Below are 26,019 nucleotides of genomic sequence, written 5' to 3'. Positions count from 1 at the left end.
TTTATCACAGGCCAGGCTTTTACACTTTCAGCACAGAGTTGATCACACTTGCAGTTTACCTGCACGAATATCGTCTGTCATTCCTTCATAAGGTGCTTGGGAAATTAATTGTTCGTTGTTCACACCCGCATTTTCGATGAATGTAATATCTGCAAATTCAGGCACCACATACTTTGGATACGTTTCATACTTTTCACGCGATTCTTCCATTAGCGGAATAAAATCGTTTTGGTAGCGCACAGTGATTTCCGGATGCTCATGAACCCATTTAGGGAAGAAAATAATGCCGTGCATACGTTTTTCTTCAGGCATAAAATTCAGAGACACGTCAGTGCCTGTCGGTTCGGTCCACGATACTTTATACACGTTTTCCACCAGTTTCGCCAGATTGACCTTCTGATCACGTACCCAGCGGCCACCTACCATACCACTATGAATGCGATAATCGATCGTATCTTCATTTTTAATATATATTTCATACTCCCAACCATTCTCATAGGTGTAAATCATGTGGCTGCCGATAAACTTGTCCATCTTGCATCCTTCTTTCCTAAATTATAATTTTTCATGAATTGAATGGGATACCAAAGATAATAAATATTCAATTCAAACATGTAAATATAAACATGTTTTTAACTACATATAAATTGTAGCACTGTGGTATACTAGTGTCAAATACCGTTTTACGAGGAGAGCTACGTTGAAACGCACTTTAAAATATGCCATTTTGGGCCTGGTTCACAAAGAGGAAATGAGCGGCTACGATATTACGAGCCAATTCAAGCAGGAAATCGGACAATTTTGGAGCGCCAAGCACAGTCAGATTTATCCCGAGCTCAAAAGGCTGACCGAAGAGGGACTCATTGAATATCGGACCTCCATTACAGGAGCCAAGCTGGAAAAAAAATTGTACTGCATTACCCCCAAAGGAACCCAAGAGCTGACCGAATGGCTGCTAAGCCCCAAGGAGTTACCGGAAACGGAAAAAGATGAGTTTATGCTTATGCTGTATTTCTCAGCGGCCATCCCCAAGGAAGAGAACAAGCGATTGTTCGAGGACCAGATTGCCAAACGTAAAGAAAAGCTGGAGTATCTGTACGAAAGTAAAAAATCCCTCCAACAGCTGGACGAGAATCTTCAATCCCCCGGCTCTAACCAATTCGGGCATTATCTGGTGCTGAGCCGTGCCATTAATCGGGAAGAAAGCTATATTACGTGGCTGGAAGAAACACTGTCCCTGTTTGAATAGCCTAAAAAACCTTCAACGTCACGTAGATTCGTGGTATTGAAGGTTTTTCTAAAATAAGTACGTGCAAACTAGTCTGCCGTCGTAATCGAAGAGCCGTAATCTTCAATATGGATATCTGTGCTAAACCGTACAGGAATGGTACTAAAAGTGGTATCCCAATCCTCTTTGACCTTACGCCAAACTTTAGGATGCTGAATCCTCAAGGCCTCTCCGAAACCTCCGACGTCAACCTTCAGCTTTTGCATTTTAGCTAACGTTTGTTCAGCTAATGAATTCACTTTCTCCTGAAAGAGACTCTCTTCTTGTCCAAGCACATTGTTGCTACGCAAATTTTCATTCTTTATATGCACCTCCGAAATGCGTCCCTCTGAGGTCATTTTTACCTGAAAGGAAATGTCATCCCCCTGAACGATGGCCTTGATCTTGCTTTTCACCGCTTTGATCTCATATGCTATATTTTTACCGGTTTTCGGATCGCTGCTTTTCAGCACGCCTCCATCCAATTGGCCTTTGATCCACATAAGACCCTCGACCTCCGACTCATTCAGATAACCACCGTAGGTTTGTGTCTTTCCCTTGATGATTCCCGCACCTGCGAGCTTGATTTCATTCTCCGCCGTAATGACATTAGGTAATATAAAGCTTCTTTCACCCTTCATGGGTCCGATCACTTTAGCCAAAGCCATGGGCTTTATCAACCGCGCGTTCCGTTTACGGTTTTGGAATATATCCTTTAATATATAAGCAGGAATCTGACCAGGAATTTTCTCCTGAAGCGCATTCCCCGCCTTGTCTGTACTAATCAGTAGCTGTACGCTGGGCCGAATGTCATTATCCCCCAAGAAAAAGTCCAGCAGCTCATACAACGGAATCTTGCGAAGCAGACTGGAGCTGATAATAATCGTTTTCAAATGTTGCCCGATGGGAGGTCGATTGGTCCGCAATGAAATTTCTCTGAGCATTTCAAAAACGGAATCCCCCGTTTCCGTAATATTAAAAAATTTTTTAGCTTGCGGGGAGGAGCTATTGGAGCCTCCGCTTTCCTCTGGGATGACAAATTGGAAGGTTCCAGTGATTAACTCTTTTTTTGGATAATCTCCTCCTTTTCGATTAATTTGCTCTTCTTGCGAAGATTCTGCCTCTACATCCATAGCAATACCTGTCATCAGATTTAGATCCTCCACCGGCGAGCTGCTCCAACAACCTGAAAGTGTACAACATACTAGGAGTGCGGTCATTCCGAGTAATCCCGACCGTGCCCTCATCATGACCGCACCTTCCTCCAGCGAGAAATAAGCAGAAGTGGCAGTGGAAGCAGAGCGAATAAAACAAAAGCTCCATTCCCCAGGATCGTTCCAAAAGAAAATAACTCATTCAGATTTTTGGGAATTTGGGATAGGAAGTAGATGATCGGAAGCAAAATGAACAGCGTCTTGGAATAAGAGCTATTCAAAATTTGAGAAACTCCGAGCGAAGCGCAATAAAAAGCAATACTAAATGTGGAAAAAATTTGCATGATCCAAATGGTCAACAACAAGGATTCGAACCGTTCCAATAACAGGTACTCCACTTCAAAACTGCGAGCCAAATCTAAAAATGGCCAGGTTCTGCTCAAGACTCCTTCGAACGAAAAAGCGCCAATGCACAGGATCAGCGTTGCTGTATAAAAAGCGACCGCGATCCCGATCGCCAGTCCGATTGCCTTGGTTGCTTTCTCGGGTTTTTCCATCCGACAAAAAATAATCAGCAAGGACTCTGTCCCCGTTAATGTCAGGATTGTAGTCTTGAGCGTTCTAACCACTGGCATCACCCCCTCCGACAAGACAGGACGCAAATTATTCAATTCGAAAATATTTAAACTCAGCAAGCATATCAACAAAAAGATAGCCGTCGTAATCGGGAATATTAATTGGCATATTTTCCCTAACGAGCTTACTCCTCCCATGCATAGGTACAGAGAGAGCCACATAAAAGGTGCTGAAATTGCCCACGCCGGAGTGCCTTCAAGCAGAAAGAACGACGTTACTTCCTCCACAGATCGGATTTCAAATGCGGCTATACAAACAAAATAAATAACAATCAGCATACCAATCCCTTTGCCAATGACTTTGCCTGTTATCCGCTGAACATACTGGTAAAAGGTACTTTCTGGAAACCTTGAACTTAGTTTGATCATAATCCATCCGAGCAGGAAAGTGCCCCCCCCCTGCTAAAATGACAGATATCCACGCATCCGGTGTTTTTGCAACTTCAGTTGCTACTCTGGGAAGGGTAAGCAACCCGGCAGCCAGCATAAAGGAAACCACAATTGCCGTTGTCTGCAACGTTGTAATTTTATCCGCTTTTTTCCCACGGGCCATCTTGCTCCCTCCTGTGTTGAGCTCATCCTTGTCGCTTAGGGTCTTTATGCTTCAAAAGAATGGGTCTATTTTTCATAAATTGCAGCGGTGCTCGTATGAAGTAATCTTTCCAGTCCTTCAACGAACGGGGGACCGTTAGACTCAGGAACGGCACACCGAAGCTGTGTAATTTAACCATATGAATACTCAGCATTAGGAAAAACATGATTACGCCATACAACCCGAAGGTGGCCGCCGTAAACATGGCTCCAAAGCGCATGACACGCATGGAAATCCCAGCGCTGTATACAGGGGCTGAAAAGGAAGAAATCGCTGTAACGGCCACCACAATTACGAGAATCGGGCTTACAATCCCGGCGTTAACAGCGGCCTGTCCAATAATCAAACCGCCGACGATGCCCATCGCTGGACCGATGGGTTTGGGGAGCCGAAGTCCCGCCTCACGTAAAATTTCGATAGAAATCTCCATAATCAGGGCCTCAACCAGCGTCGAAAACGGAACCCCTTGTCTCGCACTGATAATGGAAATGACCAGCTTGGTTGGAATCAATCCGGGATGAAACGAGATAAAGGAGATATAGAGCGCCGGGGCGAACAACGATATGAAAGTTGCCATAAAACGAAGGAATCGTATAAGCGAACCCGGTATCCATCGTTCATAATAATCTTCGGGGGACTGGAGCATCATCCCATACGTTACAGGCATAAGAAGCGCAAAAGGTGTACCGTCCAGCAGAATCGCCACACGTCCCTCCAGCAATGCAGCCATGACCCGATCCGGTCTCTCCGTATTTTGAATTTGCAGAAAGGGGCTAAGAAAATTATCCTCAATAAGCTGCTCCACATAGCCCGACTCCAATACCTCATCCATATCAATGGTTTGGACCCGCCGCTTCACCTCATCCACAAGCTCCGGGTCGGCAATGTCTCTGAAATACACCACCATCAACTGCTTCTCCACTCTTTTTCCAACTTTGAAGGACGACATGGCCAGTTCCGTACTTTCTCCATGTCTGCGCAGCATTGCCGTATTATCGCTGAGGGTCTCGGTAAAACCGACTCGCGGTCCTCGCAGCACCGATTCCGATATCGGGTCCTCCACCCCTCGTGTATTCCCTTTGGGTGTACCCAGCACAAAAGCGCCGGGTATGCCCTGAATTATAAGTATGACAGAACCGAACAGCACCTTTTGCAAGGAGAACTGCACCTCTAACGTATACTCTGTCTCCGATACCAGCATGACCTGACGAATAAACATATCCCGAAGCTCTTTTCCTCTCGGAAGATCCTCCCCGCCTTGTCCTGAACTGCCCCAATCCATCAGTGGCTTTAAAATGTTCTGATCCATGCCAACCTTGTCTGTTAATCCATCCACAAAAAAAAGTGTACCTACAGCGTTCAGTTTTCCCAGGAAAATAGATCGTTCGTTCACATCTGCCATATCCGCGACGGCTTGTCTGACTTTTTCTATATTCGCCTCATAATCTTCGGTAAAGGTTCCCTTTTCCTTCTCTGCCTCACTTACAGACGGGTTGCGATCTGCCTGCTCCGAACGGTCTTCTTCTTCTAGAAGCTTTAATCGTTCCATACGTCTGCTCTCTCGACCATCCATCGCTTTAATTTGTCGTACCGTCAGAAAAATAATCAAAGGTATGATGAACAAAAAGACAGCTTCTATCCATACGTTCCATTTGGGTATATGAGTTCCGATGACCTGCCACACGTTCTTTCCTCCTTTACTTCCATAGGATTTGTATATAGATTTACCTGGATTAGAAAAAAGATGCATGGACGATAGGTGGGATGGAATAAATTTCTTTGCTCACAAAAGGAATAAAAAGGTGAATTTGATAGATGAACTGTAGTGTCAAATGTAGAAATCCATGATAATATCTATTCATCCTATGACTAATGTCACAAATTTGTTGAATTCGTGGTCCATTATTCGAATCTAAAAAGGAGTTGTAGGTATGAAGAATCATTTTTGGAAGAAAACCGCTGTGTTGAGTTTGTTAGCGGTCATTTTGTTAGGTGGAACGGCAATCAGTCCCAAACAGGCACATGCAGGTTATGAGCCTTATATTGGGGAAATTACGGTGTACCCGTACATGTTCGCTCCTAAAGGTTGGCTAAAATGCGAGGGCCAGATCTTGAGCATTGCTCAGAATTCAGCATTATTTAGCCTGCTGGGCACTAATTTTGGCGGCGATGGAGTGAGCACATTTGCATTGCCTGACTTGCGCGGAGCTTCCCCGTTGCCAAATGTAAACTACTACATCGCAACCGAAGGGGCATACCCGTCCCGCCCATAAGATGAATACGCTCAATAGTGTGCTATTTAATAAAGAAGAGGTGATAGCGTGCTCGAAGGCAATAACTTCACACGCAACAAATTGAAACCCTATCGGTTGCTGGTTCCATTGCTGCCATTCATCGGCGGTGCGTTCCTGCTCATAGGGACGAATGAGGCACATGCTGCCGGTTGGGAAAATGTAGTGTTGCACAAGCCTGTAAGCTCAAGCGGTTACACGCAACCCTATGATCCCTCCAGAGCGGTAGATGGGTCAATCGAGCCAACAAGCCGCTGGTATCAGGCAAGCAATGGTGAAAAATGGATCCAGGTAGATCTGAGAGATTGGTATACCGTAGATCGATATGTTGTTACAGGTATGGGTGTCCATTATGGATGGAACGATCAACGTGATCCATACAGTTTCCGATTGCAGACAAGCAGCAACGGAATTAATTGGGTGACTGTAGATACCGTCCAGAATAATGAAAGCTCTAATGTTGAAAAGAGCATTGCCCCTGTAACTACACGATACTTGCGATTAACTATTGATCAAGGAAATGCAAGAAACAATCAATGGACTTCCATCATGGAATTCGCAGCTTATGGGGAGCAATTGCCTATTCCACAGGCTCCGGGCCATTTTGCAGGAACCAAAAATGGAAATACAGTGGAGTTAAGCTGGGATGCTGTTCCTTATGCAACATCATACAAAGTCATACGAGATAGCGTAACGCTCTATACAGGCAGCTTAACCCAATTCATAGACACTTCAGCATTGCCGCCAGGTGAAGCAATTTATACGGTTCAGGCTGTGAATGCTAAAGGGGAGAGCACTCCCTCAGAGGTTAAAGTGATTATACTTACCGATGCCGAGAGAGTTGCACAGGCAAAAGCCGCTCTTGCTTTAGGCTTTGCATCTGGAGATACAGCTGATTCGGTATCTCAAAATCTTACACTGCCCCTCACTGGATTGAATGATACGACGGTGAGCTGGAGTTCGGATACTCCTGACGTCATTACGAATGAGGGGGCTGTCATACGCCCGCGGTACGATCTGGGTGACCGAAAAGTAAAACTGACAGCTACGATTGCAAAAGGAACTGCCTCGGATACTCAAACTTTCGAAGTTACCGTACCGAAGATAACTGCACATGATACATTAGATCAAGCAGCAGGTGCCCTCTCGCTTGGCGATTTGTCTGCGCTGACAGAAAATATATCTCTCCCATTATCCGGTTATGGTGGTACGCAGATCGAATGGTCCTCGTCCAAACCTCTTGTCATTGCAGCAGATGGAACACTCACCAGACCCTCTTATAGTAGTGGAGATACTGACGTTATCCTAACGGCTACCCTGCAACTTGCAGGCTTAACGAAAACAAAGAATTTTACTGCGCATGTATTCCGTCTGCCCATGAGCGATACAGAAGCCGTTGACGCAGCATACAGGGCGCTTGAGTTGCCAATGACTACAGTAACCGGAGACGTATATTTGCCAAAAGACGCATTGAATGGTGTTCAGGTGTCATGGTCATCGACTCAGCCCCAGTTCCTGGATCATACGGGGCATGTAACATTCCCAAGCTATGTGCAAGGCGATCAGACTATCACGCTGGAAGCAGTTGTGTCACGAGGCGGGGTTGAGCTGCGAAAAACATTCAGCCTGCTCGTGCCCGCACTGCCCGTAAGTGCTGATGAAGCCGTAAATTTGGCAGCAAATACACTAAATTTGGATTATCCGCAAGGGATTAAGGATTCCATTGCTCTGCCTCGTACAGGAGCATTTGACACCCAGATGGACTGGTCTTCGGATCAACCAGATATCCTCAGCAACAGCGGTCAGGTGAATCGGCCTAAATATACAGACGGTGATGCGAATGTACAATTAATTGCCATTATTTCTAAAGGTGCAGCTTCTGTACAAAGAACATTCACAATCACAGTGCTGAAGGCATTGCCGAATACACCTTACGTACGATTGAACGGCAGTAATCCAATTGTTCTGGAAACCGGCGACAGCTTCACTGATCCAGGAGCCAGCGTACTGGACAGTGTTTACGGCAATATCCTGCTCCCTGAGCTTTCAGGTAGCGGGAATGTTGATACAAATGTACCTGGTGTATATGTATTGAACTATGCTTATAGCGACAACGGGGGTTGGACGGCAGAGCCTGCAGAACGCCATATAAACGTACTGCCTCGTGCTGTTACAGCCGCAGCAGGCAATGAGGATATAGCCTCTGTGATCGTTACAGGCGCCTTACCGAACGCACGGCTTGAGCTGTACAATGCCCAGCAGGAGCTTATAGCGGAAGGAATTGCTTCCGGAGAGGGTAGATATACATTTATACCCGTTCCTGAAGGAGCCAGCTACTATGTACTACAGAACATAAATGGCATGAAGAGTGCTCCGTCAGGGCTGGTGTATCCACAAGGGTTAACCGCGCAGCGCGTTGCCGATTCCATCACAAGCATAGCAGCTCCTACAACAAGTGATACACTGCTCAGGTTGCCTGTTGTACCTGATGGTTTCCGTGTGACCATCAGCAGCAGTAGCCAGCCAGACATCGTGCGTACAGACGGAACTATTGTTCAAGCAGGTACTCCTTCCGTTGTAACTATCATGCTGGATGTTATGAGGGTAAGTGATGGTTCTCATGCTTTGACGCAAGCCATAGAAGTGACCGTTCCTGCCAAGGTAATTGCGAATACAGGCAAATCTAACAAAGATAAGACTGAGGATCTATCTGCTTTCGTGCCACAGATCGGATTTTCCGAACAAGGGAAAGAGTTCTCCCTCTTTGTTCCTTCGCCGGCATTTTTGGATGAGCAGATACAGCAAGCACTTCGCGAAGGCAAAGCATACGCAGACATTCGTTTGGAGCAGGAAAAGCAACTGAGTCGTGTTCTCCTTCCTCATTCTTTACTGAATAAGTGGGATAAGATGGGTGCATCGGTAATATCCCGATATGGAACACTGAGGATATCCAGTGACACCTTAACCAGCATGGCCTCAGGTCAGCAGGACGTTACATTGTCATTCCAGCAGGTAGATGTACAGCGTGCACAGCAGATCCGTGATTGGGCTGAGCAACAATCCAGCCTGACGCTGATGGGTCCGGTTACAGACATCAAAGCCAATATGACAGGGACAGGGACATCGACCATCATTCTACCGCTGGATAACGAATCCTTAGGTGAGTTACACAATGCAGAGCCCCAGTTCTCCATTCTTGTTATTCATGAGAATGGCGAGCGTGAGATTCTAAAAGGTACTGCTGTAATGGATTCAAACGGGATATTGTCGGGTGTGAGTCTGAATACGACCGGGTTAGGTACCTTTGCCATCGCCACAGATGCAAAGCCTCAAACCGATAATACCCGTGTGCAAAATGCCCCAATCAATTCGTCAGATTCGCAAGAGCTAGCTCAAGTATGGCCAGATGTACAAGGCCATTGGGCAGCGAAGTCCTTGCAATCTCTTGCAGACAAAGGCTGGATACAAGGCTATAAAGACGGCAACATACGTCCTGAGCGCGCTGTAAGCCGTGCAGAATTTGTAGCCATACTGACCAGAGCATTGGGAACTGCTGGAGATGAGAGCCCTTCTACCTCATTTACAGATATGAAGGGACACTGGGCTGGATCAGCTGTGGATTCTGCTTACCGTCAGGGATGGATTCAAGGGCTAACCGCTCAAACTTTCGGACCTGATGAGAGCCTTACCCGTGAACAGGCGATGGTGATCCTGTCACACGCGATGCAGAATCAGACATCCATTTCCAGCACTACTGCACTGCAATCCTACAAGGATGAGCAGCAGATTTCAGCATGGGCCTCCGCAGCATTCCAAAATGCAGTATCCTCCGGCTGGATCAGCGGTTATCCAGATGGAACGCTCAAGCCAAAAGCGGCTATCAGCAGAGGTGAGATGGCTGAACTGTTAGTACGTATGCTTAAATAAGAATTTTCAAGTTTCATAGATCAGATGAGTATAACCATATAACGCGGCCTCCAAGCTTTTCGGGGGGCCGTATTTTTTATGTGTATTTTATGTAACGAGCCTTCAACAATCATTTTTGCTTGGTCATTCACCCTTTTCGCTTCAGAAAATATATTATGAGTATCTGCGAAACGGGGCGATGAACCACCTGTCACCTCTACTGTAGGAAGAACGATCAGGAGGAGATATTTGAGCATGAAACATAAAAAACCGTTCAGGTTCAGTGGTGCATCAAAAAAAGATGAAGACTGTAAACCAACAAGAGTAAATAGAAGTATCGAAGATCTTCTCAGGCTGATTAATGAAATGACCGCGATTATCCCCATCGTGTTCGCAAACCCTTCTGCGGCTAATGTATCTTCCTTGCAACAGGTTTTAAGACGTCTGTTGTCTCTGGCGAAAAGCTTAAGGCTTCGCGGCGGGGCCAAGGCAGACATACTGGCAGCGCTGGAGCTTGCTATTGTTGCGTTAGAAGCTACACCTTTCTCGCCGATCGCGTAGGTACTGCACTGCAACAATTGCTGGATGCGCTATTGTCCATCGTTTTACAAGAATCCCTCGATCCTGCTCTTAAGGACAGCTTAATCAACGCGATCAGAATCACTGGAACGATGGTTAGCAACGTATTAGGTGAAACATACTTGTCAGGGGAGCCCGGTGCACAAGGAGCCCCAGGGCCTCCAGGGCCTCCAGGACCTCCAGGACCGGTGGGACCCGGCGGTGCGCCTGGACCAGCAGGTGGACCAGGGCCACAAGGACCTCCAGGACCTATCGGAGCGGCCGGACCTGTGGGCCTTGACGGACCTGCGGGACCTGTTGGAGCGACTGGACCTGTGGGCGCCGCTGGGCCCGCTGGGCCTATCGGCGCCGCTGGACCGGAAGGCCCTGCCGGACCAGTCGGCGCTACGGGTGCTACGGGAGCCGATGGTCTACCGGGCGCGGTTGGCGCTGTCGGACCCGCTGGGGCCACGGGTGTTACGGGCGTTACAGGGATTACCGGAGCCACCGGCTCGGGAGCCATCATCCCGTTTGCTTCCGGAGGGCCTGCTACACTGACAACTGTTCTTGGTGGGCTGGTAGGAACCACAAGTTTGATCGGCTTCGGAAGCTCAGCTACAGGTATTGGCCTCGTAGGCGATACCATTGACCTCACAGGTACGCTTGTAGGACCGCTTATTAACTTTGCTTTTTCCGTACCACGGGATGGCGTAATTACCTCTATTGCTGGTTACTTCAGTACAACAGCTGCTCTGACCCTCTTAGCATCATCCGTTAGCATTACTGCCCAGTTGTTTAGTTCCCCAACACCTAATAATTCCTTCACAGCGATTCCCGGAGCTACCGTTATATTGACTCCCCCACTGACTGACATTGTTGCTTTGGGAACGATCTCTAGTGGTATTACTACCGAATTGGCTATACCCGTAACCGCGCAGACCCGTCTACTTATGGTCTTCTCAGCAACGGCTACAGGAGCCTCCCTCCTCAACACCGTGGTGGGTTATGCGAGTGCAGGCATTACCATTACCTGATCCAAGCCGAAAAGGGCCCAACAGGATTGTCCTGTTGAGCCCTTTTTATTTGTATTCCATCAGATGAACTAAACCGTTTCGAGCGATATTTTTACTTCTTCTCCCTCTTCACAAACAGCGAACGTTTTAACTTGTCCGTGATCAGGCTCTTGAACGATGCCTGTCTGCAGGTCAATTTTCCAGTCATATAAAGGATCATAGATATAATGACCAGATACTATCGCCTCTGTAAGAGGACCTCTTTTGGGATGAGGATTGATATTTTCAACGGCATAAAGCTCATTCTCCGAAGTGCGAAAAACAGCAATTTCGACACCTTTGATGTGGATGGTACGTCCTATTCTGATCGGAAAATCCTTACTGTGACCGACGACAAGCCATTCGGCATTTTTGATCATTTGCTTGATTGCTCCCTTCCTCAGGCATTTTAGATACAATTACACAATAGACGGGGTGACAACCTCGAATAAATTCTTGCGTGAATCCTCATCATTGATGATCTTTTTCCAAGGGTCTTCGACCTGTTGCAGTGCAAATTCGATACGTTCTACTAAAGCTTGGCGATTAGCTGTATCCTGAACGACTGCTTTCTGAATCTCTTCCAGACCGATCCGTTCCACCCACTCCGAAGTACGTTCCAGGTATTGTCCTGTTTCGCGGTAGAGTTGCATTACGCTACCTACAATATCAATCAACTCGGCGTCGGTTTTCACTTTACAGAGTGAATCAGCCAACCGTGCTTTAATACCGCCATTACCACCGATAAAGATCTCCCAGCCCCCATCATTACCTACGATTCCGATATCTTTGGTACATGATTCCGCACAGTTGCGTGGACATCCATTAACCGCTAATTTGAATTTTGCCGGGAAGTCCAGTCGTTCGAATTTCCGTTCCAACACTTCTCCCATTCCCATCGAGTCCTGTGTGCCAAACCGGCAAAATTGCGATCCAACACAGGTTTTAACCGTACGAAGTGACTTCGCGTAGGCATACCCCGACGGCATATCGAGTTCTTCCCATACTTTAGGCAGATCCTCTTTACGGACACCGATCAAATCAAGCCGCTGTCCTCCTGTTACTTTAACGACCTTAACGTTGTATTTAAGAGAAACATCTGCTATCTTCTTCAAATCTTCTGGGGTCGTTACACCGCCGTACATTCTAGGAACAACTGTAAACGTTCCATCCTTTTGAATGTTCGCGTGCAATCGCTCATTTACAAAACGGGAATCCCCCTCATTTTCATAGGTGTCCGGGTTAATCATTCCCAGATAGTAATTCAGCGCCGGCCGGCATTTGGAGCAACCTTCATCATTATGCCAACCCAGTACATTCATAACTTCACGCGTTGTTGTCAGCCCTTTGGTTTTGATCGCTTCCACAATCTCGTCCCGGCTCAATGTTGTGCAGCTACATATTCCTTGCTTGGCTGACGTCTTGAAGCTGTCTCCAAGAACATATTGTAGAATCTGCTCCACGACCGGCTTACATCCTCCACAAGAACGAGTTGCTCCGGTACATGCTTTAATTTCATCGACTGTAGTCAGCCCATTGTCATTAATTGCATCAACAATGGCCTTTTTAGTAACACCGTTACAGCCACACACAATTTCATCATCGGCCATCGTTTCAGCGGATGATGTTTTCGACCCGTGATTGCTGCATCCAGTACCCATGAGCTGTCCATATATTTCATCTGTCATCAATGTTTGCTGACGCACATATTTTTGCAGGCTAGCAGATTCGCTCACATCGCCAAACAGTACAGTTCCAACAATCTTATTTTCACGAAGCAGCACTTTTTTGTAGGTCCGCTTCCACTCATCTTTTGCAACAATCACCGTATGTTCAGGCTGGGTTATGAATTCGCCAGCTGAGAAAACATCCACCCCTGAAATTTTGAGCTTGGTGGAAACCACCGATCCCATATAACCTTCAGTTTCCGCGCCTGCCAAATGTTTGGCAATGACACTTCCCTGCTCAAACAGCGGAGCTACCAGACCATAACAGATTCCGCGGTGTTCAACACATTCCCCTACAGCATATACATCCGGCACAGAGGTTCTCATCAAATCATCGACTACAATACCACGGTTCGTTTCCATACCACTTTGCACAGCTACCTGAATATTAGGCTTGATCCCAACCGCCATAACGACCAAATCCGCTTCCAGCTCGCTTCCGTCTGAAAACCGCAATCCTTGTACGCGATCTTGACCGTACACCTCCGAAGTTTGCATTTGCATAGCAAACTTGATTCCTTGGCGTTCTAGTTCTGCTTTTAGCATCGCAGAGGCTTCCCGGTCTAGCTGACGTTCCATCAAATCTTCCATTAAATGAACGACCGTAACATCCATCCCCAGATTGACCAGGCCTTTAGCTGCCTCCAGCCCCAACAGACCTCCACCAATGACAGCGGCCTTTTTATAGGTCTTTGCCGCTTCCAGCATTGCCGAGCAATCGGCGATATCTCGGAAACCAATAACTCCCGGTAATTCTTTACCCGGAATAGGCAGAATAAACGATTGTGAACCAGTAGCCACCAAAGCCACATCGTAATCAATTTCCAGTCCGTCTTCGGTGAGAATCTTCTTGTTCTCACCGTCGATACTTTTAACCATTTTTCCTGTATATAAAGTAATCCCTTGATCCGCATACCATTGCAAATCGTTCAGTATGATATCATCTATTGTTTTACTACCTTCCAACACATAAGAGAGCATGATCCTGTTATAGTTCGGATGCGGCTCACTTCCCAGGACTGTAATTTCATATTTATCTGTTAATTTTAAAATTTGTTCGACCGTATTGATACCAGCCATCCCGTTCCCTATAACCACAAGCTTCTTTTTACTGTTTATCATATACCGGTTCCTCCATTCATTCGACGCTACTTCCTATCCGACGACATCTCTACGTTTCTAATGAATATTGTTTATGCTTCTATTTTAATACAGCAGATAGAGCTATATGTGACTAGAATCACAATGTAGTTAAAATTAAGAATATTTAGGGATTTCCCTATTCCGTTTCAAGGGATTTTGCTCCATTCTCTACACTGGCTCTCAGTGCTAGATAGCTCTATAACAACAACAGAAGTGTTTCGTGTGAGATCTGCCGTAATGATTAGATTTAAAAATAGTGTAGTTGATGATCATTTGCTCTGGTCATCGAACGAATCTTTCCAGTTCATGTGTAAATACAACCTTTATAAGGAATACTTTAGGGACAACTTGTATCTTAGAATTGATTCGTTTGGAGGTGGTCATCTTGTGGTCTAAAATAATTTCTTATATTCCGAGCTGGAGTATACTCTTTCAAGCAGGCCTCGCGTTGATTATTCCTTTAGGGATTTATTATATAAACACCTCGATTTATTCGTTTGTCGGTAGTAAGGGAGCGAAATCCAAACATTCTTCCGGTCGGCCGCTCTCCGATGAAAATAACGAAGGGCACCTTGATCAACAGAATAAACCAAACTCTAAAATTACAGGGAATTACGATTCCGATTTAAATTCGATCCGAGAGTCTATAGGCGGAAATAGTGATGTGCATTTTCGTGAGTTTATGTTGAAAAAATTTCATGCTCGGTCCGTATTAGTCTTCATAGAAGGCATGCAGGATGAAAAGCTTATGAGCAATCAGGTATTGGAGGTCTTGATGTTTGAGGGCCAGCAGGACCAACAGGAACAGCCGGAAAGTATAAGTAGCTCTTTTATAAAAGATAGCTTGATGCCACTTACGCAAATTAGTGAAGTTACCAGTATGGAGGAACTGCACGAGTTCATCCTTTTAGGTCATACTGCCTTATTAATTGAAGGAATGAAGGAAGCACTACTGGTAGGCTCGCCTAATGGCGCCATTCGCTCCGTCAATGAACCAACCTCTGAAGCACTACTTCGGGGTCCCAGAATCGGTTTTACGGAAGTATTAAGTGAAAATACTTCGATGCTTCGACGCCAGGGCTTAAATAAAAGTCTGGAAATGAAGAAATTTCAAGTGGGAAGCCGAATCAAAAAGGATCTGGTTGTCGCGTACATCAAGGATATTGTGAATCCGGATCTTCTTGAAGAAGTAAACCGCAGAATATCAAAAATAGATATGGATTTTTTGGCTGAATCCGGTTATGTGGAGCAACTCATTGAAGACAATTACTTAAGTCCGTTCCAGCAGGTTCACAACACAGAGCGACCCGACCGTGTCATTAATGCATTACTGGAAGGAAGAATAGCCATTCTTCTGGACGGGACTCCCTTTGCACTTATTGTCCCGGTGACCTTCAGTATGCTGCTTCAATCTCCCGAGGATTATTATGAACGCTGGATTCCAGGTTCACTTTTACGTTTGCTGAGATTTTTTGGAGCTTTCATAGCGCTGATGGGCCCTGCTTTGTATATCTCTTTTATTTCATTTCATCCCGGTTTGATTCCGACCAAGCTGGTCATTAGCATCATTCAGACCCGTCAAGGCGTCCCTTTTCCTTCCGTCATTGAAGTCATGATTCTGGAAATTTCGATTGAAATCCTGCGGGAAGCCGGCATCCGATTGCCCAAACCCATTGGTCCTGCAATGGGCATTGTGGGAGGCTTGGTCATCGGCGACGCTGCTGTAAATGCGGGCATCGTCAGCCCCTTCCTGCTGATTGTGGTTGCGGTAACTGCCATTTCTTCATTTTCGATACCGACATACAGTGCGGGCATTACCTTGCGCCTACTGCGTTTCGTCGGCATGCTCTTTGCAGCAATCCTGGGGATGCTCGGAACCATATTGTTCTTTCTGTTGATTTGTATCCATCTGACGAAATTGAAAAGCTTCGGCGTCCCATATGTGACTCCCTTTTCCCCGATGCGTCTAAGCGACTTGAAAGATATGTACATCCGAGCTCCTATATCTCTAATGAAACGAAGACCTGTTATGATGAAAACGCAGCAAAAAAGGCGTAGACCATGATGCCAAGACGAAGGAGGAGCTACTGTGTTTAGACGCTCTGATGACAAGATCACAACGAAGCAGGCGGCTGTATTCCTGACCAATACCGTATTGGGCGCAGGGATTTTGACACTGCCGAGGGGTGTAACTGAACAAGTACAGACTCCTGATGCATGGCTTTCTGTCCTCATCGGTGGAGGTATTGTCATATTCGTCGTCTGGGTCATGGTGAAATTAAGTCAACAGTTTCCCGGAAACACCATATACCAATACTCCAGAAGAATTGTAGGCACTGTTCCGGGAGGAATCTTAAGCGTGCTATTGATTATATACTTTATAATCATTGCCGGCTTTGAAATACGTGTGTTAGCTGAAGTGACCATGTTTTTTCTACTCGAAGGCACACCCATCTGGGCGATTGTGATTCCATTTATCTGGGTAGGGAGTTATTTAGTTTTTGGAGGCATTAATTCTATCGCGCGACTGTACCAGATTGTACTTCCGATCAGTCTCTTCTTTCTGCTTTTCTGTTTTCTCTTTAGCTTAAGGATTTTTGAAATTGATCATCTTCGTCCCGTATTGAGTGAAGGGGTTTTACCCGTCATCAAGGGACTGAAATCAACTATCCTTGTTTTCAGTGGATGTGAAGTCGTCATGACACTGGTCGCTTTTATGCAACACCCCGAGAAAGCATTTAAGGCCATGGTAGTGGGGATCAGTATCCCTTTAATTTTGTACTTTTTGACCGTAGTTATGGTCATCGGCGGGCTATCGGTAGATTCCACTGTGACAAGTACTTGGCCTACCATTAATTTGATGCGCAGTTTTGAAATCCCCGGATTTCTTTTTGAACGTCTAGAGTTTCCACTGCTAGTGATCTGGATGATGCAAATGTTTTGTAATTCCTGCAGTTTTTTCTTCAATGCATCCTTAGGTGTTTCACAGGTGTTTGGTTTTAAATATCGTTATGCGGTTTTCGGTTTAATCCCGCTAATCTTTATCTCCACAATGACTCCTGTTCGTATGATGGAAGTGTTTAGCCTGGGCGATGCGATCGGATATATGGGAATCCTATTATTTATTTTGATTCCGGTATTTCTCTCCATTGTGTTCATGATCAGGAAGAAGGGAATGAAGCAAAATGTGTAGACGACCTATCCTATCTGTACTGCTTGCCTTTATTCTTCTGGTGACTCAAGTCGGTTGTTGGAGCAGCAAAGAAGTAGAGGAACTTAGCATATATACAGGACTTTCTCTGGATAAGGGAGAGCTCACTCCATTGGAACAGGATCTGGAGAAGAAAGGCAGCCGTTACTTCAAGAAAAATAAAATTACGGCCAGCGTACAAATCGTCCCCAAAAAATCATCTGGAAGCCCAAACCAACAAGGCGGAGGAGGGGGACAAGAGCCAAACTATAACAACATAACTGGCACAGGAGATTCTTTGCTTGAAATCTTCCGCCAACTCTCTCTCCGTTTGGATCGCCCCGTTATTGGCCACCATCTAAAGGTCATGGTGGTTTCCACCGAACTGGCAAAACAACAGACGATGCAGCAATTGATGGATTTTGTGCTTCGTGATAATGATATTCGCCCGAGTTGTTTGGTCTTTTTAAGCAAGGGACGAGCAGATAGTACTTTAGTTACCAAATATAAAGAAGAAGTCCCATCCATTCATATTCTGTATATGCTTCGTAACCATTTCAGAACCAGCAAGGTAATGAAGGGAGTAAATTTGTCTGAATTGGATGGGTTGATGCATTCCAAAAAAAGCTATATATTGCAAAACATCACTGAATCCGATGGAGAATTAGAATTTTCAGGTGCCGGCATTATTAAAGGAGATACCGGTCACTGGATCGGTACTTTGGGACAACAAGACGTGGAGAGTATTGGATGGATTACAGGGGATGTTAAGGGCGGAGCTGTCAAAACGTATGATAAGCGGAATGAAGCCATAACTTACGAAATCAAATCGGTAAAAAGCAAAATAACAACGAAGGTGACTGAGAGTAACGATATCTCGTTTCACGTAAAAATTGAATCCAAAGGACGTTTAATCGAAAACTGGGATGATAAAGCCGACCCGACTGAGACACAAAACATGAAGGAGGCTGAGAAAGAGTTTGAAGAACAAGTGACTAGCAGGATTAAGTCTCTTATGCACAAATTACAGTCAGAATATAAAGTCGATGTTGCCGGTTTTGGTGATCATTTGCATATTGAGGAACCGCAGGTGTGGAAAAAAGTAAAGGATGATTGGGATTACAAATTCAGCAAAACACCCGTAACCTTTGATATAAAATTATCCATTACGGATTTAGGTTCATCTGCTGAATGAAATAGTCGCTCCTGAATTTACAGAAGCGACTACACACTTAATTCAAATTGATTTTAAATACATCCCCTGCATTGCCACCCAAAACGATCAAGCCACCTTTGGGCAGTACAACCGAATTGTTATTGCTAGCAGTTGAAAATTGTACAACCGCTCCGTTTTCATCATAGACAGCGAACCCTCCGCTTGTTGGAAAATCAACGGTCATCGTTTTATTGGCTGAGTTTTTATCTATTTTATACCATGTGGCTTGGCCATTAGATGGTATGGTATACACTGATTTTCCTCCCAAGATAGGTTTAACAGCATCTTCACTGATATAGGATTGTCCATCTATGGTTAAATACTCCGAACCATCCTTGGTATAAAAATTCAGATCAAATGCATCTCTTCCACTCATAACAGGAATCTCAACGGCATTTACTGCTTTATTCTCATCCACAATTTTAGTTCCACTTGCGTATCCATTATGATCAACGGATATTTTTTTCGTTATAAATGAGGGAGCCAGATAAAATATGGAAGATATCTTTTCATCCAAAGCATAATAATTTTCCCCGTTTCTGTTTTCCCATGCCTTTTTAACTGTGGGATTTACAGGATTGGCATCTAGCTTTTGATATTCATAAGTCACCATAACCATTTGACCTAATCCCGGAAAGTCTAAATATAGGTTAGCCTTAATATACGTTTTCCCGTTTTTTTGTTTGTCAAAGCTTATGGCTACACTGCCATCACTGCTTTTGAATTGTCCATTGCCTGTATACACATATTTTTGCGCCGGGACGAATCCATCCAAGAAAGCAGGTAAATCAAACTCACCGTTTTTAATCTCTACATTGATGGTTGTACCCACAGAACCGTATAATCCCGAATAAGAAAGTAAATCAGATGGCATTTCCACTTTTACAGGAGGCTCAAATGTTTTCTCAGGTATGATGTCTTTAATGATGCCCTTATCTTTTAAAAGTTCCAATAAAATGTTAGAAGCAAAAATACTATCTAAGATGGAAGACCCTCCAGATGAAAGCACAGCCATAGAAATATGATGCTCTGGTATGGTGATCAAAGTAGAGTGATACAAAACAGTATCCCCACCCTTGGATAACGCAGTTATTCCGTAATCACTAAACGGTGCCAACTGAACCGCATCCCAACCAAGTCCATAATTAAAGCTGTTTGTCTCTTCAGGTACCCATATTCCTTTTCGATATTCATGACTTTGCATGGACTTCGCCGATTGGGCAGATAGAATATCGGGTCTGTTCCCCGTTAACACTTCTGAAAACATAGCCACCTCTTCTGCGGTGGAGTATAAGCCCCCTGTCCCAATGACATTGGCATTTTCAACCGGTAAGGCCCCCTCAATCGCAGGAAAATAAGTTTTGGACAGCTTTTGTCTATCAAATTGATCGAGAGGTGTTTTGGTAGATTTCAAACCTAAAGGGGTACTCATATGCTTTGCCAGGAAATCGGTGTAACTTAGACCGCTCACCCGCTCAACTAATATTTCAAGCAATTGAAATCCATCATTGGTATATACGGAATATTCGCCAGGGTTTGATTTTAAAGTTTCTGATTGCAACCTTAGCAAGAGCTCATCATGATTTTCTGTATCATTGTTATTAAATAACATACTATTTTTATAGTGAGCACCATAAAGACCTGACGAATGATTTAACAGCATACGCGGTGTAATTTGTTTGTATCTTTCATCAGACATTTTAAAGTCCTTAATGTATGTTGTTAATGGCTGATCAATATCTACCTTATGGGCATCCACCAGCATCATCGTTGCAGCAGATACATACATTTTGCTTGTAGAGCCTATACCGAACATCGTATCTTTGGTGATCGGCTCTTTGGTTGCTTTATTCTTTACACCCACGCTATCCGATAATACGATGTTTCCATGATCCATAATGGCATACTGCACACCGCTAACACCGTATTTGGATACCAGCTCCGAGGCCAGACTGCGAGCCTTTTCCTTGATAGGTTCAACAGTGCCTTGAGCAAAAGTATTCGTCATCGGCAGTACAAAAAGCATAGCAGAAACGAACACAGCTATTATTTTCTTCATTCCATATTTCCTCCTCTTATAACTTCACCAGATTTTATGACTGACCTGATCATACAATGAACGAGGATTCTATATAAAAAAACACCCTTAAACGAAAAAAACAATCCCTAAACAACATGATGTCTAAGGAATGTCCTTATAAAATGGCAATAAAACCATATTATTGAATACTTTATTTTTCGTTTCAATGGTCATATTCCCACCATATTTGTCACATATTCTAGATATATTGGTTAAGCCAATGCCATGAACATCTGGGTTTGATTTTTGACTATGCAAATGAGCCACTTCATTCTCCACATGATTAAGGATGTGAATGAAAAGCGCGGACTCATTGGAATGTATTTTAATAAGAATGTACCTGTCATCAGCAATCTTGACCTTTTTAGATGCTTCTATGGCATTATCCAGCATATTCCCTAGAACTACACATAAATCATAACGTTCAATATTTACTTTCTGTGAATATAAGTTAAGTTGGGTATCTATCTTTATGCCATTGGCTTGCCCAATATTAAGACTATTCGTGACAAGAGCATCTATAACCAGATTACCGGTATTAACCCTTTGATATGCTCCTTCGATTTTATTTAAGGTAACCTTAATATGTTCACTCGCCTCAGCCAATTCATTTCTCTTGATACATTCTTCAATATACAAAAACTGTTGGTGTGTATCATGAATGATTCTTTTTATATTTTTGAAGCTGTGAACCGTTTTTTCATAATTGGCATCTTGGTAGTCCATCTGATCTTGTAATTGAGCATTTTCATGCATTAATTGAAATTTTTCAATGACATTATCAAAAATATATATGATAAAAACATTTAAGGAAATAAAGCCAATAATAGAACCAAAATAATACATATTCTTTTCACTATAAACAGATAAAACATTGACCTGGTATAAACTTATGATGGGAACGATTAAAAATAAAATATAGTAACGATGCTGCAAAGGGAAGGTTCTTCGTTTGGCAAATAACCGTATAATCTGAATGACAGCAAACATGATAATGCAGCTGAGTAACATAACCTTAGAGAATATCAAGTGATCTTGTTCACTCAAATGGATAAAGTTGCTAATTTTAACAGAGCCTACAGCATATAAAATATAAAGAGATATAAAATTAACGATGGTTATCAATACAGCATAAAGGATAGAAAAGATGATCTTTGTCTTTATTTCCACTGTATACGATTGCGCTAAACTAAATATGACAAGTAATGCTAAAATCGAAGATATCGTAGGAGCCAAATAAACACTTAAATATAGGGAATCCAGCAACCCAAAAATAATGAAGTACACGAATCTGTTCGGCTTTCGATTGGACTTATCAAAAACCGAGTTAAAGTAAAAATTCACTTGGAAGCACATAACAAGGACAACGCAAAGATTAAGAAACAGGGAGTTATATTCCATCATATTAATGCATCTTCATGATCATAAATTTGGTATATAGATCTTTAACTTCTTTTATTTTAGAACGCCCAATAGGTAACTTCACATCATTTGACATCAAAACATCACCGCCAGCAAATTTTTTCACATGAATTAAGTTTATAATAATCGAACGATGAATTTGTAGAAAATTATGTTCTTTTAATGCTGAAGCATAGTCCGAAAGAATCCCTTTGCTATCATAGGTTTGAGTAGAGGTTACAAAATGCAGTTTGTTTTTTATGGTTAAGCTTTTGACCACTTCAATACTAATGATATCGTCATATTTTAAAAGCACTTCCTCATAAGCTGACTTGATGATAACGAATTTTTTATCGAGAGATTGAAAATATTGACACAGCTTTATCATTTTTTCCTCAAAGATATGGGGAGCAATCGGTTTTATTAAATACTGAAATGTGACTACGTCAAAACTTTCCACCATATATTCAGGGTAGCTCGTTAAAAAAACAATCTGTTCATCCAGGTGATTTAAACTTCTTATTTTTTGGGCGGTTTGAATTCCGTTCATGCCATTCATTTCAACATCCAATATTAAGATATGGAATGGAGACTCATGGTTTTGATAATGAGATACCAGCTGTTCTCCGGAGTCGAATAATTCAACTTTAAATTCTATACTGGTCTTTATCGACAAAGTAATCAGCATATTTTTAACAAGCTCTCTCTGCTTGTGCTCATCATCGCAGATAGCCACTCTATACATAAATAACATACACCTCCTTCCCATTGCATTGATCATGGAATTGTATTTTAAATAGTATATAACCTTTTAACATTCTATAAATAGCTTTTGGATAAAACGCAAATTCAAATCCCTCAAATGCCAGTATAGAAGCTGCTCAGCAGTTGCATCCAAGGTAAAAAAGAAACCCTCGTCTTAAAAGACGGGGTTTCTTAACTATATTATTGATCGTTATTTTAGAAAATCTGCTCTCTTGTCTCCACCGTGGGAACGTCTGGCAAAGTCGACAAATTGGAATTTGTCCAGCCGATGCCTTGACTCGGTATACTGGAACAACGTGGTGTCCTCCAGATAAACATAGTTACGTACTACGACCACATGAGTGTAGTTCTGAAGGTCCATCAGCCTATGATCTTCTTCGTCTGCATTTTCTACGGAAACGACTTTTTTGGCATAACTGATTTGAAGATGGAGCTCTCCCTCCAAATATTCGTAGATGGATCCACGACTAATTTCCTCAGTAAGCACAGATACAATGTCTGATCGAAAGTAATCTTTGTCCAATATGACGCATTCACCTTCAATTTCACGTGCACGAACGACTTTCCAGACCAAATATTTGTCTTTGTCAATCTCAAGATGATTGGCTATGTCATCTGGAACTGGAAGTAGTTGATTTTCATGTACAATGGTTCGTGATGTACGCCCAATCCGTTCGGACATTTCCTTAAAACTGACCAGACCTCCTATAGGAAAATCCATCCGTCCCATATCCAGAACAAAAGATCCTTTAGCTTTTATTTTATGGATATACCCATTTTGTGCAAGCAAATGGAGTGCCTTACGTACGGTTTCGCGAGAAGTGTTATACTCCCGGGCCAGTTCATTTTCAGATGGCATTTTCGTACCTGGAGCCAATTCGCCTGTCTGAATCTGTCCCGAATAATCCTGATAAATTTGCAAAAATATATTCTTTGTCAATTTTCATCACCACGTTCATTGTAGCATTCTTTCACTTCCCTGTTCACTATAATAGACTGTGCGAATTGAAACTGAATTAATTCCTATGACCTGATGAAGAATTCAAATGAATTCTCATTAAGGTATACTGCAAATCGTCTGCCTCACCTGGCAGTTCCTCAACCGATTTAATCATACTTTGGCCATCCGGGACAATGACAGGTGTAATGATGGGATATCCGGATTTCTGAATCAGATCACGGTCAAATTCCATCAATAGTTGTCCTTGCTTCACAGTTTGATCTGTCTCCACATGTATAGTGAATCCCTCACCCTTCAGTGACACCGTATTGATCCCCACATGTACCAGAATCTGTACACCTGTCGGATGCTCCAAAATCAAGGCATGCTTGCTTTTCATCATGATATGAATAACTTTTCCGCTGAAAGGGGCAAGAATCTTGCCATCCTTCGGTTCCACTGCGATACCGTGTCCCATCTGCCGTTCGGCAAAAGCCGGATCAGGAACCTGCTCCAATGGCACAACACGTCCCAGTACCGGAGTCTTTACTTCAAGCACATCCAGTGCAGAATTTTGACGGCCCGAATCTTTCCGTACGGAGTCGTTAGCTGGTGTAGCTGGAGTCTGACGGCGCTTATTTAGCAGTTTTCCATACATAAAGGTTAAAGTGAACGGTACAATCAATACGATCGCCATCCCAATGAAGAATACACCCCAGTTGTTTGGGAAAATAGACAAGAAGCCTGGAATCCCTCCCACACCAATGGAAGAAGCCATCACATGATTTACGGTAAGCAGTATACCTGCGATACCCGAACCGATCATTCCAAATACGAACGGATATTTATATCGGATATTCACCCCGAATATGGCAGGCTCGGTTACACCCAGAAAAGCAGACACAGAAGAGGTAAGAGCCAACCCTTTTCCCTTTTGCTCCTTCAATACCAGCATCATGGCCAATGCTCCGGCCCCCTGAGCGATATTGGACAGCGCCAGCATCGGCCAGAGGAACGTCCCACCCTGCGTACCAATTAATTGCACATCCACCGCCAGGAAAGTATGGTGCATTCCCGTAATCACGAGCAAGGAGTACAAGCCTCCATAGATCAAGCCTCCCACCGCAGGAGCCCAATCGAAAACGTATACAAGACCAGACGTAATAGCATTACCAATCATAAAAGTAACCGGACCGATCACTGTAAAAGCCAGAAATCCCGTTATTAATAATGTAATCGGTGCCACGAGTAACAGCTTAAATGAATCCGCTATCTTTTTATTTAGAAATTTTTCAATTTGTGCAAGTACGTAAGCGGATACTAAAACAGGTAAAACCTGTCCTTGATAACCAATCTTGTTCACTTCCCACCCAAACAAATTCCAAACCGGAACGGTTCCTTTGGTAACGGCATCCGCATAACCGTATGCACTTAATAGATCTGGGTGAACCAGAATCAGACCCAGTACAATCCCGAGTAAAGGACTGCCGCCAAACCGGACAACGGCTGACCATCCAATTAAGGCAGGTAGGAATGTAAAAGCGGTGCTGGCAATGGTGTTAATGATAGCAGCAAAGTCAGTCCATTGAGGATAGACCTGAACCAGAGCCATACCTTCGAAGAAAATCCCCTTGCCTGTCAAAATATTATTTATTCCAAGTAATAAACCTGCAGTCACGATTGCGGGCAAGATGGGGATAAAAATATCTGCCAGCGTCTTGATGGCACGCTGAATTGGATTTTGTTTTTTGCTTGCTGCATTTTTGACATCGTCTTTAGAAGCCCGACTACCTCCTGTAATGGAGATCATTTCGTTATATACCTTATCCACCAGGCCTGGACCAATCACGACCTGATACTGTCCTTGTGAAGAAAATTGGCCTTTGACCAAATCATTTTGTTCCAGTGCATCTTTATCTACCAGCTTATCATCATAAAGGGCAAATCGCAGACGAGTTACGCAATGCGTAGAGGCCTCTATGTTGTCTTTGCCACCAACGGCTTTTATAATGTCTTCTACCTGTGATCTTTCAATCGCCATCTAGCCCACTCCCTTAACGTTTGCTCTTTTTTAGCAGCAACCCCGGTTATAAAAAATAACG

The 26,019-nt window shown here is 43.7% G+C and carries 16 protein-coding genes and 2 pseudogenes; 7 read left to right on the top strand and 11 right to left on the bottom strand.

The genetic code is table 11. The features are described 5' to 3' along the window. Positions 1-42: 42 nt before the first annotated feature. Positions 43-534 (bottom strand): phenolic acid decarboxylase, encoded by a 492-nt coding sequence (locus tag ACWA2B_RS08840; protein WP_029515872.1) that lies wholly within the window; start codon positions 532-534, stop codon positions 43-45. Positions 535-700: 166 nt separating this feature from the next. Here ACWA2B_RS08840 and ACWA2B_RS08835 point away from each other — a divergent pair, with 166 nt between their 5' ends. Further along, positions 701-1,249 (top strand): PadR family transcriptional regulator, encoded by a 549-nt coding sequence (locus ACWA2B_RS08835; RefSeq protein WP_069010937.1) that lies wholly within the window; start codon positions 701-703, stop codon positions 1,247-1,249. Positions 1,250-1,317: 68 nt separating this feature from the next. On the opposite strand, the gene ACWA2B_RS08830 is transcribed toward ACWA2B_RS08835, so the two are convergent. The 3 genes and pseudogenes from ACWA2B_RS08830 to ACWA2B_RS08820 form a co-directional block, all read right to left on the bottom strand. Continuing rightward, on the bottom strand, positions 1,318-2,517 hold the full coding sequence (locus ACWA2B_RS08830) for a Ger(x)C family spore germination protein (RefSeq protein ID WP_029515874.1): 1,200 nt from the start codon (positions 2,515-2,517) through the stop codon (positions 1,318-1,320). After that, a pseudogene (locus tag ACWA2B_RS08825) lies at positions 2,514-3,609 on the bottom strand (GerAB/ArcD/ProY family transporter). The gene ACWA2B_RS08830 and the pseudogene ACWA2B_RS08825 overlap by 4 nt, the downstream one beginning before the upstream one ends. Before the next feature lie 22 nt (positions 3,610-3,631). Then, positions 3,632-5,332, bottom strand: a complete 1,701-nt coding sequence (locus tag ACWA2B_RS08820; RefSeq protein ID WP_029515876.1) for a spore germination protein — start codon at positions 5,330-5,332, stop codon at positions 3,632-3,634. Positions 5,333-5,579: 247 nt separating this feature from the next. Between ACWA2B_RS08820 and ACWA2B_RS08815 the strand changes: the two genes are divergently transcribed. The 3 genes and pseudogenes from ACWA2B_RS08815 to ACWA2B_RS08805 all read left to right on the top strand — a co-directional run bounded on the left by ACWA2B_RS08815 (position 5,580) and on the right by ACWA2B_RS08805 (position 11,437). Then, positions 5,580-5,921: a phage tail protein gene (locus ACWA2B_RS08815; protein WP_209949403.1), complete on the top strand. Its 342-nt coding sequence runs from the start codon at positions 5,580-5,582 to the stop codon at positions 5,919-5,921. A gap of 48 nt (positions 5,922-5,969) precedes the next feature. Beyond that, on the top strand, positions 5,970-9,866 hold the full coding sequence (locus tag ACWA2B_RS08810; protein WP_449291941.1) for an immunoglobulin-like domain-containing protein: 3,897 nt from the start codon (positions 5,970-5,972) through the stop codon (positions 9,864-9,866). 234 nt (positions 9,867-10,100) lie between these two features. After that, positions 10,101-11,437: pseudogene (locus ACWA2B_RS08805) on the top strand (exosporium glycoprotein BclB-related protein). A gap of 68 nt (positions 11,438-11,505) precedes the next feature. Here ACWA2B_RS08805 and nirD read toward each other — a convergent pair. Then, complete coding sequence (gene nirD, locus ACWA2B_RS08800; RefSeq protein WP_029515880.1) at positions 11,506-11,835, bottom strand: nitrite reductase small subunit NirD; 330 nt, start codon at positions 11,833-11,835, stop codon at positions 11,506-11,508. A gap of 39 nt (positions 11,836-11,874) precedes the next feature. Then, positions 11,875-14,304: a nitrite reductase large subunit NirB gene (gene nirB, locus ACWA2B_RS08795; protein ID WP_029515881.1), complete on the bottom strand. Its 2,430-nt coding sequence runs from the start codon at positions 14,302-14,304 to the stop codon at positions 11,875-11,877. 406 nt (positions 14,305-14,710) lie between these two features. On the opposite strand from nirB, the gene ACWA2B_RS08790 reads away from it, so the two are divergent. The 3 genes from ACWA2B_RS08790 to ACWA2B_RS08780 are packed head-to-tail and all read left to right on the top strand — an operon-like array spanning position 14,711 to position 18,710. Then, positions 14,711-16,390, top strand: coding sequence for a spore germination protein (locus tag ACWA2B_RS08790; protein WP_449291940.1), 1,680 nt, complete (start codon positions 14,711-14,713; stop codon positions 16,388-16,390). A 24-nt stretch (positions 16,391-16,414) separates the two neighbouring features. After that, on the top strand, positions 16,415-17,518 hold the full coding sequence (locus tag ACWA2B_RS08785; protein WP_069010932.1) for a GerAB/ArcD/ProY family transporter: 1,104 nt from the start codon (positions 16,415-16,417) through the stop codon (positions 17,516-17,518). Beyond that, positions 17,511-18,710 (top strand): Ger(x)C family spore germination protein, encoded by a 1,200-nt coding sequence (locus ACWA2B_RS08780; RefSeq protein ID WP_340931284.1) that lies wholly within the window; start codon positions 17,511-17,513, stop codon positions 18,708-18,710. The genes ACWA2B_RS08785 and ACWA2B_RS08780 overlap by 8 nt, the downstream gene beginning before the upstream one ends. 37 nt (positions 18,711-18,747) lie before the next feature. Here the strand turns inward: ACWA2B_RS08780 and ACWA2B_RS08775 are convergent, their stop codons facing one another. The 5 genes from ACWA2B_RS08775 to treP form a co-directional block, all read right to left on the bottom strand. Then, the gene (locus ACWA2B_RS08775; RefSeq protein WP_449291939.1) at positions 18,748-20,790 is read right to left on the bottom strand and encodes a serine hydrolase domain-containing protein; all 2,043 of its coding nucleotides are present in this window, start codon (positions 20,788-20,790) and stop codon (positions 18,748-18,750) included. 123 nt (positions 20,791-20,913) lie between these two features. After that, positions 20,914-22,215: a GHKL domain-containing protein gene (locus ACWA2B_RS08770; protein WP_449291938.1), complete on the bottom strand. Its 1,302-nt coding sequence runs from the start codon at positions 22,213-22,215 to the stop codon at positions 20,914-20,916. 1 nt (position 22,216) lies between these two features. Further along, on the bottom strand, positions 22,217-22,957 hold the full coding sequence (locus ACWA2B_RS08765) for a LytR/AlgR family response regulator transcription factor (RefSeq protein ID WP_069291031.1): 741 nt from the start codon (positions 22,955-22,957) through the stop codon (positions 22,217-22,219). A 210-nt stretch (positions 22,958-23,167) separates the two neighbouring features. Beyond that, positions 23,168-23,917, bottom strand: a complete 750-nt coding sequence (gene treR / locus ACWA2B_RS08760; RefSeq protein ID WP_069010927.1) for a trehalose operon repressor — start codon at positions 23,915-23,917, stop codon at positions 23,168-23,170. A gap of 76 nt (positions 23,918-23,993) precedes the next feature. Then, positions 23,994-25,958 (bottom strand): PTS system trehalose-specific EIIBC component, encoded by a 1,965-nt coding sequence (gene treP / locus ACWA2B_RS08755; RefSeq protein WP_449291937.1) that lies wholly within the window; start codon positions 25,956-25,958, stop codon positions 23,994-23,996. Positions 25,959-26,019: the final 61 nt, after the last annotated feature.

Source organism: Paenibacillus sp. CMM36 (assembly GCF_053570945.1).
Note: the sequence above shows the minus strand (reverse complement) of the source record. Positions and strands in the feature narration are given on the sequence as shown.